Genomic DNA, 12,757 nt, shown 5'->3' with positions numbered 1-12,757 from the left:
ATTTGGAGTCTGGCGCAGGACCAGCGAACTGCTGTGTGCTGGCCCGAACGACGAAATCCCGTCATTCGCCGGGAAAGTAGTCGCCGAACCAAGTCGGGCAGGAATCTTCATGGAAGGTCAGGGCGGCACATGACGGATTCACACCCGACCAGTGCTGCGCTGATCGGGGTCGACCAGCTCAAGCCGCCCTCGTGGGCGGAGGTCGATCAGCAAGTGGCCGCGTCCGGGACGTGGCAAATGGTCCGTGCGCTTCCTGTCGCGATCGCCTTGGTGGTGCGGTTGGCGTGGTCGACCTCGCCGCTGCGGACGTGTCTGGCGGCTACAGCCCAGCTGGCCTCGGGCTGCAGCACCGCGTTCGGACTGTTCGCCACAGCCCAAGTTCTGTCTTCGCTGCTGGCGGAGGGGCCGACGCCCGAGCGGGTGCTGAACTCGCTGCCCGCGATCGCCGCTGTTTCAGCCCTGTTCCTGGTCAGCACCGCCCTCGATCACGCGGTGCAAGCGACCCAATCGGCACTCGTGCCGCTGGTGCGGGCCATTGCGCAGGATGAGCTCAACGTCGCCGTGTCCGCCGTGCCGCTGCTGGTATGGGACGACGCGGATTTCCAGGAACTGGCGCGCCAGGGAGGGGCGCACGGAATCACTTCGCTGGAGGCCAGCGTCCGCCTGGTCGGCGCGGTCACCGCGTCACTGGTCCGTTTGATCGCGGCGGTCGTCACGACGAGCCTGTTCAGCATCTGGTTGCTCCCCGCCCTGCTGATCTCGGCCGCCGCCGACGCGGGAGCCGCGATGCGAGCGGCGAAGATCGGATACAGCTCGTTCTTGAACATGGTCCAGCGACGACTCCAGCTGCACGTCGCCGAGAACCTCCTGGTGGCGCGCGATGTCGCCACCGAACGGCACGCGCTCGGACTGCAAGAGCCGCTGCTGAGCGAACATCGCCGGATCACCGCGGACGTCACGGCTCGAGCGATTCGTGCCGAGCACCGCAAGAGCGCGGTGCAACTGCTCGGCGATCTCCTCAGCGGCGTCGGATCAGGACTTGCCTTCGTGATCCTGGGGCTGCTGCTGTACGCCGGGTTGATGCCGCTGGCCTTGGCAGGCACCGCCGTCGTGGCGCTGCGCACCGCATCCTCAGCCCTGTCGACCACGATGGTCTCGATCAACCAGCTCTACGAGCATTCGTTCTACCTGCGCTTCTACCAGCAGTTCCTCCGCGAAGCCCGGACGCGACGCGGCAATCCAGGCACCATCGATGCACCGCCCGACCCGGCAACGATCCGCTTCGAAGGCGTTTCGTTCGCCTACCCCGGTGCGGAAACCCCCGCATTGCGCGACATCGACTTCACCGTTCACCGCGGAGAGGTCATCGCGCTGGTCGGCCGCAACGGCTCCGGCAAGACCACGCTCGGCAAACTCCTCACCGGCCTGTACCCGCCCACGACCGGCACCGTGACCTGGGACGAAGTCGACCTGGTAACAGCGCGACCGCACACCATCCACAACCGCATCGCCCTGATCGCACAAGACCCCGCGCAATGGCCCATGACAGCCGAGAACAACATCCGAATCGGCCGGCTCGATACCACAGCGACTCGGATCAGAGCTGGACCACCGCCCTGCGCGAATCCGGCGCCGACGACGTGATCGATACCCTCCCTCGTGGCGCGGACACGATGCTGTCACGCCAATTCCAAGACGGCGTCGACCTCTCCGGCGGCCAGTGGCAACGTCTCAGCATCGCCCGCGGCATCTACCGGCACGACGCCTCCGTGCTGATCGCGGACGAACCCACCGCGGCCCTCGACGCCGAAGCCGAAGCCCGCGTCTTCGCCGGCCTGCAGCACGCCACCCGCTCTGCGAACAACGGCCGCAACCGCACCACGGTCATCGTCACCCACCGGCTCGCCAACATCCGCCACGCCGACCGCATCGTCGTACTCGACCACGGCCGCATCGCCGAATGCGGAACCCACGAACAACTCCTCGCGAAACACGGCCTGTACTACGAGCTCTACACCCTCCAAGCCAGCGCCTACGAGGAACTGGCGAACCCGTCGGCACAGGTCAACAAAGCCCGAACACCACCGCGTTCCGCCTCGTGACCGACAGTCCCATGCCCTGGCATCCGGTCTAGTTGCCGAGCGTTACTACTTGTAACAAAACTGATCTTGGTGGCACGGTGGTCGTAGGTTGGTCTTGTTGTCGTTGTGGAGGTGTCTGGTGGCCCGGCGGCGACCGTGGGAGGTCGACGACGAGTTGTGGGAACTGCTCGAACCCTTGCTGCCGCAGGACACGCGGGTGCCGGAGAAGGGTGGGCGGCCCCGGATCGATGACCGGAAAGCGTTGCAGGGCATCTTGTTCGTGCTGCACACCGGTATCCAGTGGGAGTTTCTGCCTCAGGAGTTGGGATTCGGTTCGGGGATGACGTGCTGGCGCCGGTTACGTGACTGGCACGAAGCCGATGTGTGGACGCGACTCCAGCAGGTGCTGCTGGACAAGCTGCGCGGGGCCGACCAGCTCGACTTCTCCCGTGCAGTAGTCGATGCCTCCCACGTGCGGGCCATGCGAGGCGGCCCAAAACGGGGCCGAGTCCAGTCGACCGCGCCCGGCCGGGCTCGAAGCACCACATGATCTCCGATGCGCGCGGAACCCCACTGGCGGTGACGTTGACCGGTGGCAACCGCAACGACGTCACGCAGCTGATCCCGCTGATCGACACCGTTCCCGGTGTCCGAGGACGACGCGGACGGCCCCGCTTCCGGCCGGACGCGGTCTATGCCGATCGTGCCTACGACCACGACAAATACCGGCGCCTGCTCCGGCATCGCCGCATCACACCCGTGATCGCCCGCCGCGGCGACGAGCACGGATCCGGCCTCGGAGTCGTCCGGTGGGTCATCGAACGCAGCCTCGGCTGGCTGCACTGGCCACGCCGTCTACGCATTCGCTGGGAACGCCGCGCCGACATCCACGACAGCCTCCTCCAACTCACCACCTGCCTCATCCAACACCGACGCACCCAAACCTTCTGTTAGCAGTTCTTAGGGAACGTCTGCCGCTCGTGCCGGGACCGATGCCACCCGGCCAGGAACTCCACCCCGTCATCGCCGGAAATGCCGGTGCGATCCTCATCGGCCCTGGCGGGCCGATGCCACCTGGCGATGTGCCTCGGCTTCGAGGTTCCAGGCGCTGTTGCGATCCTCATCGGCCCTGGCGGGCCGATGCCACACACCGATCCGTGAGGATCTTGTCCCATGCGGCCCGGTTGCGATCCTCATCGGCCCTGGCGGGCCGATGCCACCCTGCTCGATCAGGGGAAACACCCCTGCTGGAGCTGGCAAGTTACACGTCCGAGATCAACACGCCCGGGAATCGGTTGGGAACCCCTAGGCGTGTCGCGCCACGCTATCAGCTCCCAACCGAGGCCAGGAGCAGTGGAGCCACCTCTGATGGCAACACCCGGGACATCGTCCGACCACTGCCGTGGCCGAAGCGAACGTCCCGAAAGACTCCGGGCGGCGCGTTCAGCGAGCGCGCTGCCCGAGCGCCTGCAGGATTTCGGCGATCCACACCAGGGTGTATTCGTTCATGTGGTCTCCGTTGGCGTGCATCCGCTTGAGCGAGTCCCACGACGCCGTCAGCTGGCCGAGGGTGAGCTGTTCGGGATCAGGTGTGGCGTACGGGTCGTAGAGCGCTTCGCGGGGGATGGACCAGAAGAAGTCCTCGTCGAGTTCGACGGTGTGCCCTACCCGCTCCTCGAGGTTGTCGAGGGCCTCGTTGAACACCTGGCGCAACGTCTCCAGGGAGACGGTCAAGTCGTCTTCGCCCACTGCTCACCTCGGTAAACCTTGTCGATGTTGTCGCGGAAGGTCTGGATCTCCTTTTGCAGATGCCCGACCCTGCTGTCGATGATCTTCTAGCGGGTCTCGTCCTTCGGCACGTTCTTCAGGAAGCCCTTGTCGTCGTAGGCGTCGGGATCAGCTTGGTACACCTCGAGTTTCTCTTCGTGCTCCCGGATGAGGTCTTCGTAAAACTCGCCAGCGCGTTGGTGCGATCAGGTCAGTTCGGAGCTGCCTGCGTCGTCTCCTCAGCTGCGTCGTCGTCGGTGTCGAAGACCTCGGTGCTGTCGTCGCCGGCGGCTTCGCTCGCGAGTCCAGCCATGACGACGCCCATCGTGCCGACACCGGCGGCGATGCCCGCCGGTCGACACCCCGCCGAGCGGCACACCGGCCACCGCTCCCGCCCTGGTGGCGTCGAGCGCGACTCCGGCCACTTCCCCTGCTGCGCTGACTGCGGTCAACGCCGCGCCACCTACGTGGCTGGCGACCATCTCGGGATGGTGCAGCACCGCGTTGACCAAGGAGGCCTCCGTCTTCGCCAACGTGGCCGATGCGTCGCCTACGACATCGACAGCATCGTCGAACCAGCTCCGCTCCGGCTTCGTGGAGCGAGTCACCGTAGGAGCGCAGGTGCGTCCCCGTGGACAGCACGGCGTCGGCGTATCCCGGGATGAGCGCCCGCAGGTCGCTCGTCGCCCCCAGCTCCGCCATAACTCGGCCGCCGAGCAATCACCGCTGCTGATCTGGATGATTCCTTCGAAGTGCGCGCGGGCCGCTTCCGGTCTGCCGGTAGTCCTGCAGGCACTGTGCCAGACGCCCGGAGATCTCCTCGGCGTCGTCGACCAGGTTGCTCACGCCTTCGTTCCACCGGGCGCAAAAGTCGGCCACGGTTTCGGCCAGGCGGTCGTGCCCGAACGCATCCGAAGGCGCGTTGATGTCGCCGACCGTCCGCTACCCCATCACCTCGATCGTCGCCTGCACGCCCTCCGACGCGTCGGCCAGAGCCGACAGGTCGACGCAGAAGCCGACACCCCATCCATTTTCCGAGCTTTCGACAGCGCCGCCGGAATGCCGGAGAACCCGCAGCGGCTCGTGGGGCGAAACGAGGCGTAGTCCTACGGCCGAGCTGTCATTCCGGAGTGCAGAGCCACATTTTCCTGGAAGCCGTGCACAGCGCGACCGATCGCGACGACACGATCACGGTGATCCACCGGGACGATCGATCTCAGCGAGGTTGACTGCGGCGTACCTCTCGAGCTCGGCTACGCGGTCATTCGAGCGAGTTCCCCTGCTGGATGCGGGCGAGGAACGTCGTCCATGCGGAGGCGTCCAGGATGAGGACGCCGCCATCGCGGTCCTTCGTGTCGCGGACCGCGCGTGCTCCCGACGGCAGGGCTGCGATCTCGACGCAGTTGCCGGATCCGCCGGAATAGCTGGACACACGCCACGACAGGTGCCGTAGCTCGGTGCTGGTCATGGCGGCGACCTCCACGATGTTCGTCGTGTTGAACCGTCAGCGTTCCGAGGAACGTCCCACTAACTCGATGAAGGCGGCCCACCGTGCAGCCGAGACCCCCAGCACCGGGCCCTCCCCGTGTTCCTTGCTGTCGCGAACGCGCACGAGATCGGCACCGAAGCACACCTCAACGCACTGGTTGCCGTTCGGGTGGCTGTACGAGCTCTTGAACCAGCCCCCCGTTTCCGCGCGACCGGCCGAGCCCGTGTTCTTGGAAGTCATTCCCTGCTGCTTTCCCTCGTATGCCGTGCTCTTCTGGAGCAGCCACTACAGGGTGCGGCCGAAGTCGAGCAGCAGACGACGCGTCTCCTCCGGACCGACCGCTGCGGCCTTCTGCTGATCCCACAGCGTCAGGTAGCGCGCCGTCCGCTTGCCATCGTCCACGTACACCCCGCCGTCGTGTTGCTCCAGGTAAACGATACTGACCGGCGGCTTCGTGTCATACCCGAAGATCGTGTACTCGTGGCCTTGGCCCATGTAGTAACCGGCGTTGAACGGCACCACCTGGAGCTCGATGTTGGGACGGTCGAGCGCTTCGATGAGACGGTTGACCTGCTCCTTCATGATCGCGGAGCTTCCCGTGACCCTCCAGAGCGCCGATTCGTCGATGATGAACCAGAACTCGCGGTCTGTGTTGTTCAGCACCTGCTGTCGAGCGAGTCTGTCCGCCGTATCGCGGTCGATCTGCTCCTGCGTCGGCGATGGCCGCCAGGCGCGGAACAACGTCCGCATGTAGCTCTCGGTCTGGAGCAGGCCGGGAACGATCGACTGGTACGAGAAGAAGCGGTTGCAGCTGGGTTCCATGTCCACGAGCAAGCGCAGGTGCTGCCGGAACCTCGAACTGAACGCACCACGCTTGGCCCGGCGGTTGCCTTCGGCCTGAAGGTCCCGCGCGTACGCCCGGTCGACTTCTTCCGCCCCGTACGCCTCGAGCAACGCGTCCAGCTCCATCGCCCGGATGCCACTGCCCGACTCGATGTGGGCGATCTTCTGCTGAGTGCAGCGCAGGACCGTCGCGGCGTCGGCTTGCGTGAGCCCCGCGTTCGTCCGCTGCCGTGCGAGTTCGTTGCCCATCACGATCTTCATGACCGCAGGTGGGAGCTGCCGGACCACATCTACCTCCAGTTGACCTCGGAGCACGAACGTCGCACCGCCGACCAAGTTCACCCGTTCAGTTATGTACTCAAGTTGAGTACACGAGTTACGGTACCTTCATCAGAGTCTCGATGGCGAGGAAGCTTCCACTTCGCCCCTCTTCGAGTACACAAGTTACCGATCTCGTCGAGCCAGCAGTCCGCACGACACGCGGTGATCCACCGGCCACGCCGAGGAAATGAGGTCCCATGTCCGCATCACCGACTTCGACGGGCTCACCTCCGAACGCGGGTGAGGTGGTCGAGCAGGCTCGCGGCATTGAGCAGCGGCTTCTCGAACTCGTGGCTGCGGTGGAGAAGCCGGTCGTCGTGACCGCGGAGGACTGCACCCGGCTCGCGGCTTCACTGCGCGGTTTCGCGAAGTGCCTCGATCGCTTCGGCGGGCTCTGCCCGACCACTCCCCCGCGCTGCGCGACCCGCACCTAGGTGTTTCCCGGCCAGCAGCGCTGACCCGAACTCCCCGGATCGGACGGACCCCGACCGCCATTCCGGGGTGCACCGGCACCTGACCGCCCCTCGGCGGGTGCCGGTAGCCGGCCGCGTGACGTGCTCCCCCGAGCGTCACCGGCCAGCCCGGCTGCCTTGCGGGGCCACTCCCAGCAGCTTGCGGCGCTCCGCGTCCCTGAACAGGACCTCACCCGATGACCACTCGCACCTACGGGCTGCCCTGCGCATGGCACTACGACCGCGCCCGCGGGATCACGCTGCGCTGGGGACGACCCGACGGCCACTTCACCGTGCACACCGGCGATCAGCGCGGCAAGCGCGACGACCACGCGCTGATCGACACCGTGCGCGTCAGCAAACCCTGGCAGGACGACACCGACGTCGCCGCCAAAGCACGCGCCTGGGCCCGCGCCAACCCACGGAACGGAGGAAGACCATGACCCACCCACACCCCGACCGGATCGCCCCGTTGAAGCTGCACGCCGCGCCCACGCCCGCCGAACTGGAGGTCGCGCGGCTGGTGTCGTGCGGGCTGACCAACAGCGCCATCCCACCCGCATCTACCGCAGCGAAGACACCGTCAAATGCCACATCCGGCACCTGCTGCGCAAAACCGGGGCCACGACCCGATCCGGCCTGGTGATCTGGATGTACGAAAGCGGCCACGTCGCGCCCGGCCAGCCCGGTTTCCCCGACCACGCCCGACGCCCGGCCAGCCCTCCCCCGCTGGGTTCCGCAGCCGCCCGCAGCCGCGCCGCCTCCCACCTGCACCGCACGCTCACCGCCGCCCGCGCCGCCATCGACGCCGCACTCACCCGCCTCAGCACGCTCTGACACCACGACCGGAAGGAGAACCCCATGCTCGAATCGCCCGATCGCACCGAACGGCTCGACCTCGACGCCGTGCTCTCGCACACCGAACTCGTTCTCGCCCGACTGATCAGCCGCGGATGGACCAACGCGGAGATCGCCGCCCACCTGCAACGCAGCTGCGCCGGAATCCGATCCCAGGCCAGCATATTGCTGCGCCGCACCGGAGCCCGCTCACGAACCCAGCTCGTGGTCTGGATGTACGAAACAGGGCACGTCATCCCCGGCATCGCCGCCAGCCCGGACACTCCCCAATCCCCGCAACCAGGCGCGGGAAAGGTGCTCTGCCCGGAGCAGACCACCGCGATGAGCGTTCCCGCCCTGCGCAGGAAGCTCATCACCGTTCGCAACAACCTCGCCGCACTCGCCCGGCTCCTGGAACAACCCGCGAACCATCGCCCCGGCCACCGGAGGCCGCAGAGATGAGCGCCCGTCACCACGGAATCCGGCTGGTCTCCTTCAGCATCGGCGCCCTCGCCGCCACCAGCGGCCCGACGCTCCCCGCTGCCCTGGCAGCGGCGTCACCCCACGACGAAGCCACCGTCGCCGACGTACTGCGCCGCACGCTCTACCCCCGCGCCCGCACCACGCCGCACCTAGTCGCCCAACTCGCCGAGGAACTCGCGCTGCCCGAGAGGAAAGTGCGCTGCCTCCTGCACTCACCACGGCCACTGCTGCTCGCACCGACCGCACGAGCACTGCTGGCAGGACTGCGCGACGCCCACCCGGAACTCCGGCTCGCCGTGAGCTCGAACCTCGCCGCCGCCGACACCGGACACGCCGACCTCATCCGCGCCGAACTCGGCCCACTGCTCGACACCACCCACTTCTCCCACCGAACCGGACACGTCACCGGAACCGGCCCGCAAGCATTCGAAACCCTCGCCCACCACCACGGCATCCACGTCGACAACGTCGTCCACATCGGACCAGACGAGCAAGAGGACTCACACGCACCACTCCTCGCAGGCGCCCGCGCCTTGCTGGTTCACCCCGACCACCAGCGAATCCCCCGCGTCGCCGCCGCCGACCGCTACCGGGCCGCCGCAGACCTCTCCCGCGCCGTCACCGAAATCCACCGCTGGATCCCGGAAAGCCACCCTCGCCCCACACTCCCAGTGCGGGCCTCCGGGATGATCCGCGACGCCGCAGGACGAGTCCTACTCGTCCGCGGACCCGACGACGAACAGTTCAGCTTCCCCGGCGGACGCTGCCACCCCTACGGACGCGAAACACCACCCGAGGCGATGACCCGCGAAGTCCACGAAGAACTCCGCCTCACCACCACCGCTGGGAAACTGCTATGGGCAGGCACCTCCCACGCCGAATCATCCACCGGCGAGAACAAAGTCCACTTCCTCTTCGAAGCCCACCTCACCGGTACCACCACACCAGACCCCGACCCCACCGAAGTCGCCGAACACCGATGGGCCAGCAACAACGACGCCCTCCACCTGCTCCACCCCGCCGAAGCCGACCGCCTCACCCACATCACCGGCGGCAAACACCACGGCTGGCAACGACGAAGCCATCCTCGGAGATAACCACACCCGCAGCGATTACCTGTTGTCCCGTCCCATCGGCACTGGCGCGTCGGCATCACACCGGCTGCTCACAGTCGCAGCGTCGGCAGAACCTCCCGGTTGCGATCCTCATCGGCCCTGGCGAGCCGATGCCACAGCACGACGTCGGCGATCGTGGCCTCTCCCCAGCAGTAGTTGCGATCCTCATCGGCCCTGGCGGGCCGATGCCACTGGGGTCCCGGTCTACGAGGGTGAGCGTGTCCGGGTCGTTGCGATCCTCATCGGCCCTGGCGGGCCGATGCCACAACTGCCCGCGGAGCTCACCAGGAGTGCCGGTGTCGTTGCGATCCTCATCGGCCCTGGCGGGCCGATGCCACACGCCCGCAGAGGACCCTTTCGGTCCGACGAAACGGGTTGCGATCCTCATCGGCCCTGGCGGGCCGATGCCACTCTTGGGGTCGGCGAACACGACGCCGTCGAGTTCGGGTTGCGATCCTCATCGGCCCTGGCGGGCCGATGCCACTGTGGGCGTCGGCGGCGCGGCGGGGCACGCCGGTGTTGCGATCCTCATCGGCCCTGGCGGGCCGATGCCACACCTGGCGGCCGACGCCCCCGAGTCCACAGCGGACCGGTTGCGATCCTCATCGGCCCTGGCGGGCCGATGCCACCGCGACCGCTGGTCTGAGACCGACGACTAGGCGTAGTTGCGATCCTCATCGGCCCTGGCGGGCCGATGCCACTCGGCCATCGGCCGAGAGGCCACGTCGGTTGGACTGGTTGCGATCCTCATCGGCCCTGGCGGGCCGATGCCACTCGCGCTCCAGCTGCGCGAGACGGTGGTGATCGATGTTGCGATCCTCATCGGCCCTGGCGGGCCGATGCCACCCTTGTCGATCAGGCAGAACAGCCCGCTCGACGGGATTACTTTATCCGGCTGTGACCGACACGCCCGGAATTCACTTCAGATCCCCTAGGCGTGTCGCACCACGCTACCGGCTCCGAACCGAACATACATCGGACGTCACCGACATCCAGCCTCCAGGCCGCTCCTCTTCATAACCGACTCACCAGCCACCCCGGTTGGTTCATAGAAGCGGGTCGTGGTCGGCAGGACTTCAGTCGCTGGCCCCACTCCCCAGAGTCCGGCACTGCGTCGAAACCAAGCTGCGCGAACGGACCACTCCACAAGAAAGGGCAGGTGAGGTCATGTTGTCGGTTGTTCCTTCGCGGTACTTGGCGCAGCGGATCGCTCGTGCGGACGAGACCGCCGAGCACGCCGCCGACCAGCTCTACCGGCTGCGGATGTTGGAGGTGTCCCAGCTCGTGCGCGACGTTCTTCCGCAGGCTGCTGCCTTGGTCGTCGCCGTGCGTCGCACGAGCACCGAGGTGTGCTGCGCCCTCGCCGAGGACGAACGGCAGCTCTGGTCCACCGGTGACGACGCACCGGTCTCCGAAGATCCCGGTTCGGCGCCTTGGACCGACGTGCTCGAACGCATCCAGTACGCGTTGACGTCCGCGCTCGGCATCCGGTCACCGCAGGACCGCTGGCAACGGCACGAGTCCGCCAACGACCGGTTCTACGTCGATCTGCACGGCGACGACGAGATCTCCGCCGCCACCTCCGTCGTCCCTGGAGCGTTCGGGGCGAAGCTGTGCGCGGAAGGCGGGGATCCACTGTGGCTGGTCGAGCCGACATCCGCTCCCACGATGACCGTCGGTGGCGTGCACATCGCTGCACGCATCAGCAAGGACGGCCACCTGCTGATCGACGTCAGTCGTGAACGGGCAGGCAAGCGCTACCGACGACCCGAGACCGAGGTCCAGATCGATGTCCGCGTCGACGGGATGAACGCGTTCCCCACGGCCTCCTGACGAACACATCCCGCTCCGTCACCGGCCCCTCGACCAGCAACGATCCATCCGCAAGCCGTTTCAACCGACGCCTGTCTTCGGACGGGCGTCTTTTTCATGGGAGGTGAACATGGCGGCGAAACCGTCGCTCACGATGCACGGTTCGATCTCGGCCGTGCTCGGCACGGCTCGCTGCGTGACGGACCCCATTGAGCAACTGCCGCCGTGTCCACTTCGGACGACGACGACCCACCACGGACTGAGGCGGCAACACCCGCTGCAACGCCACCCATTGCCGGTCCGTCAGATCCTTACGCGCGCCGACCGACACGCTTCCCACCGAGTTCTCCGGATAGACATCGATCTTCTTAGTCGTTGATCCAACTACCGGAGACCTCACTGCGTTCCACCAGCCGGCCCAACGCTCCTAAACAGCTCATAGTCCATTCGTGTAGCCAAGCAGCGTTCACCGCTCCGCTGAACGTGTTCCTCCTAGCCTGATCATGTTGCCAATTGGAAATTTCTAGTTTATGTCATGATCAGAGGAGAGGAAGCAGTGGAGAGTCGAGTGCGATCACACTCCTGGGGTTCTGCCCGCGGCCCGTTCCGTGCAGGACGAATCCCGGGAGTGGTGCTGGCAGCTGCCCTGGGTGCTTGCGTCATGCCAGGAGCAGCCGGCCGTTGACCAAGATGGCTGCGATGGCCTGCAGAATCAGTTGCCGGAACTGGCGAGACGAGGCGAAACCCGCGCCTTATGCACGGAAAGACGCGAAGCGGGTTCCACAGACAGCGAACTGGAGTCCTCGACGACCGTCTCGGCTATCCCCGAGCGGTGTTTGGGGGAGTATCAAAACGATGCGTGGATCATCGACCGTTACGTGGACGGCCACACACCGACGCTGACCTACAGCTTCGCCAACAACGGCGAATTGGCCCAGCACATCGCGGATGCTCAGGCATCATGGTTGCCGGGTTCACCGACGAGTGCAGCGCTGACCCGACAGACCGATCCCGAGCTCATCAACAAAAATCGGAACACCGCTTGTCCAGCAAGTTTGCCGCGCCCGCCCGGCACGGAGTGCGACGAGTACCCCTTCGCCAGCACTAACCAAGGAGCCTTCCTCGGCAACGGATACAGCCAGCGCATGATCCTTAAGGATGCCAACCAACAGGGAGGACGTGAGCTCAACGCGTTCTACCGGAACAACCGAGTGATGAACTTCGATCCCTTCTACGTTGAAGTGGTCGGCAGCTAGCATGGAACGATGCCGGAACCGCTGACCATCTCGGGAACCGTCGAGGCGAGCTATCACCAGTTCTTCCTGCTCGACGGTGAAACCTACCCCGAAGACGTCGACAGCCTGCCTTCGCAGGACCACGGCCTCGTCACCGCTGCGACCGGCATCCTCCTCATCAATACCGGCATCCACACCGGACCGGTCCGGCTGGGGGGGGGGGGGGGGCGGCACCCCGCAAAACCCCCCCGGCCCACCCCCCGCGAGGACGGGTTGAGCGGGGAAGACAAAACCCCCACCGCCCCCGCGGGTGGGGGGGGCG

Annotated in this window: 16 protein-coding genes, 1 pseudogene and 1 CRISPR repeat array; of the genes and pseudogenes, 13 read left to right on the top strand and 4 right to left on the bottom strand. The window is 66.4% G+C overall.

The features are described 5' to 3' along the window. Positions 1-129: 129 nt before the first annotated feature. The 4 genes and pseudogenes from LCD33_RS28705 to LCD33_RS01155 all read left to right on the top strand — a co-directional run bounded on the left by LCD33_RS28705 (position 130) and on the right by LCD33_RS01155 (position 3,035). Complete coding sequence (locus LCD33_RS28705; protein ID WP_255616935.1) at positions 130-1,644, top strand: ABC transporter ATP-binding protein/permease; 1,515 nt, start codon at positions 130-132, stop codon at positions 1,642-1,644. 29 nt (positions 1,645-1,673) lie between these two features. Then, complete coding sequence (locus tag LCD33_RS29165; protein WP_304612879.1) at positions 1,674-2,102, top strand: ATP-binding cassette domain-containing protein; 429 nt, start codon at positions 1,674-1,676, stop codon at positions 2,100-2,102. Positions 2,103-2,220: 118 nt separating this feature from the next. Further along, positions 2,221-2,418: pseudogene (locus LCD33_RS28695) on the top strand (transposase); the annotation flags it as partial. A 47-nt stretch (positions 2,419-2,465) separates the two neighbouring features. Further along, on the top strand, positions 2,466-3,035 hold the full coding sequence (locus tag LCD33_RS01155; protein ID WP_224963321.1) for an IS5 family transposase: 570 nt from the start codon (positions 2,466-2,468) through the stop codon (positions 3,033-3,035). Between the two features lie 489 nt (positions 3,036-3,524). Here LCD33_RS01155 and LCD33_RS01150 read toward each other — a convergent pair whose 3' ends face one another. Next, positions 3,525-3,830, bottom strand: a complete 306-nt coding sequence (locus LCD33_RS01150; RefSeq protein ID WP_224977435.1) for a hypothetical protein — start codon at positions 3,828-3,830, stop codon at positions 3,525-3,527. A gap of 522 nt (positions 3,831-4,352) precedes the next feature. Here LCD33_RS01150 and LCD33_RS01145 point away from each other — a divergent pair. Beyond that, complete coding sequence (locus LCD33_RS01145; RefSeq protein ID WP_224977434.1) at positions 4,353-4,952, top strand: hypothetical protein; 600 nt, start codon at positions 4,353-4,355, stop codon at positions 4,950-4,952. 157 nt (positions 4,953-5,109) lie between these two features. On the opposite strand, the gene LCD33_RS01140 is transcribed toward LCD33_RS01145, so the two are convergent. Genes LCD33_RS01140 through LCD33_RS01130 form a run of 3 tightly spaced genes read right to left on the bottom strand, consistent with a single transcriptional unit; the run spans position 5,110 to position 6,441 of the window. Beyond that, positions 5,110-5,316, bottom strand: a complete 207-nt coding sequence (locus LCD33_RS01140) for a DUF397 domain-containing protein (protein WP_224977433.1) — start codon at positions 5,314-5,316, stop codon at positions 5,110-5,112. A 36-nt stretch (positions 5,317-5,352) separates the two neighbouring features. Continuing rightward, positions 5,353-5,577: a DUF397 domain-containing protein gene (locus tag LCD33_RS01135; protein WP_224977432.1), complete on the bottom strand. Its 225-nt coding sequence runs from the start codon at positions 5,575-5,577 to the stop codon at positions 5,353-5,355. Between the two features lie 45 nt (positions 5,578-5,622). Continuing rightward, complete coding sequence (locus tag LCD33_RS01130) at positions 5,623-6,441, bottom strand: helix-turn-helix transcriptional regulator (protein ID WP_224977431.1); 819 nt, start codon at positions 6,439-6,441, stop codon at positions 5,623-5,625. A 305-nt stretch (positions 6,442-6,746) separates the two neighbouring features. Between LCD33_RS01130 and LCD33_RS01125 the strand changes: the two genes are divergently transcribed. The 8 genes from LCD33_RS01125 to LCD33_RS01090 form a co-directional block, all read left to right on the top strand. Next, complete coding sequence (locus tag LCD33_RS01125) at positions 6,747-6,935, top strand: hypothetical protein (protein ID WP_224977430.1); 189 nt, start codon at positions 6,747-6,749, stop codon at positions 6,933-6,935. 215 nt (positions 6,936-7,150) lie between these two features. Further along, positions 7,151-7,396: a hypothetical protein gene (locus tag LCD33_RS01120; RefSeq protein ID WP_224977429.1), complete on the top strand. Its 246-nt coding sequence runs from the start codon at positions 7,151-7,153 to the stop codon at positions 7,394-7,396. Positions 7,397-7,481: 85 nt separating this feature from the next. After that, positions 7,482-7,790: a hypothetical protein gene (locus LCD33_RS01115; RefSeq protein ID WP_224977428.1), complete on the top strand. Its 309-nt coding sequence runs from the start codon at positions 7,482-7,484 to the stop codon at positions 7,788-7,790. 24 nt (positions 7,791-7,814) lie between these two features. After that, positions 7,815-8,252 carry a response regulator transcription factor gene (locus LCD33_RS01110; RefSeq protein WP_224977427.1) on the top strand — a complete coding sequence of 146 codons (438 nt, stop codon included), beginning with the start codon at positions 7,815-7,817 and terminating at the stop codon, positions 8,250-8,252. Continuing rightward, positions 8,249-9,370 carry an NUDIX domain-containing protein gene (locus tag LCD33_RS01105; RefSeq protein WP_224977426.1) on the top strand — a complete coding sequence of 374 codons (1,122 nt, stop codon included), beginning with the start codon at positions 8,249-8,251 and terminating at the stop codon, positions 9,368-9,370. The genes LCD33_RS01110 and LCD33_RS01105 overlap by 4 nt, the downstream gene beginning before the upstream one ends. 98 nt (positions 9,371-9,468) lie before the next feature. After that, positions 9,469-10,234: direct repeats of the CRISPR family, unit length 37 nt; unit sequence GTTGCGATCCTCATCGGCCCTGGCGGGCCGATGCCAC. A 321-nt stretch (positions 10,235-10,555) separates the two neighbouring features. Beyond that, positions 10,556-11,221, top strand: a complete 666-nt coding sequence (locus LCD33_RS01100; protein ID WP_224966703.1) for a hypothetical protein — start codon at positions 10,556-10,558, stop codon at positions 11,219-11,221. A gap of 587 nt (positions 11,222-11,808) precedes the next feature. Next, the gene (locus tag LCD33_RS29275; RefSeq protein ID WP_224966704.1) at positions 11,809-12,456 is read left to right on the top strand and encodes a NucA/NucB deoxyribonuclease domain-containing protein; all 648 of its coding nucleotides are present in this window, start codon (positions 11,809-11,811) and stop codon (positions 12,454-12,456) included. A 9-nt stretch (positions 12,457-12,465) separates the two neighbouring features. Continuing rightward, positions 12,466-12,757, top strand: a 292-nt coding sequence (locus LCD33_RS01090) for a hypothetical protein (RefSeq protein WP_224977425.1), incomplete at its 3' end; no start/stop codon positions are given.

Origin of the sequence: Saccharopolyspora sp. 7B (assembly GCF_020177435.1) — a bacterium.
GTDB classification, from domain to species: domain Bacteria; phylum Actinomycetota; class Actinomycetes; order Mycobacteriales; family Pseudonocardiaceae; genus Saccharopolyspora_C; species Saccharopolyspora_C gregorii.
The sequence above is the reverse complement of the archived record's forward strand: the minus strand, read 5'-3'. Positions and strand labels throughout refer to the sequence as shown.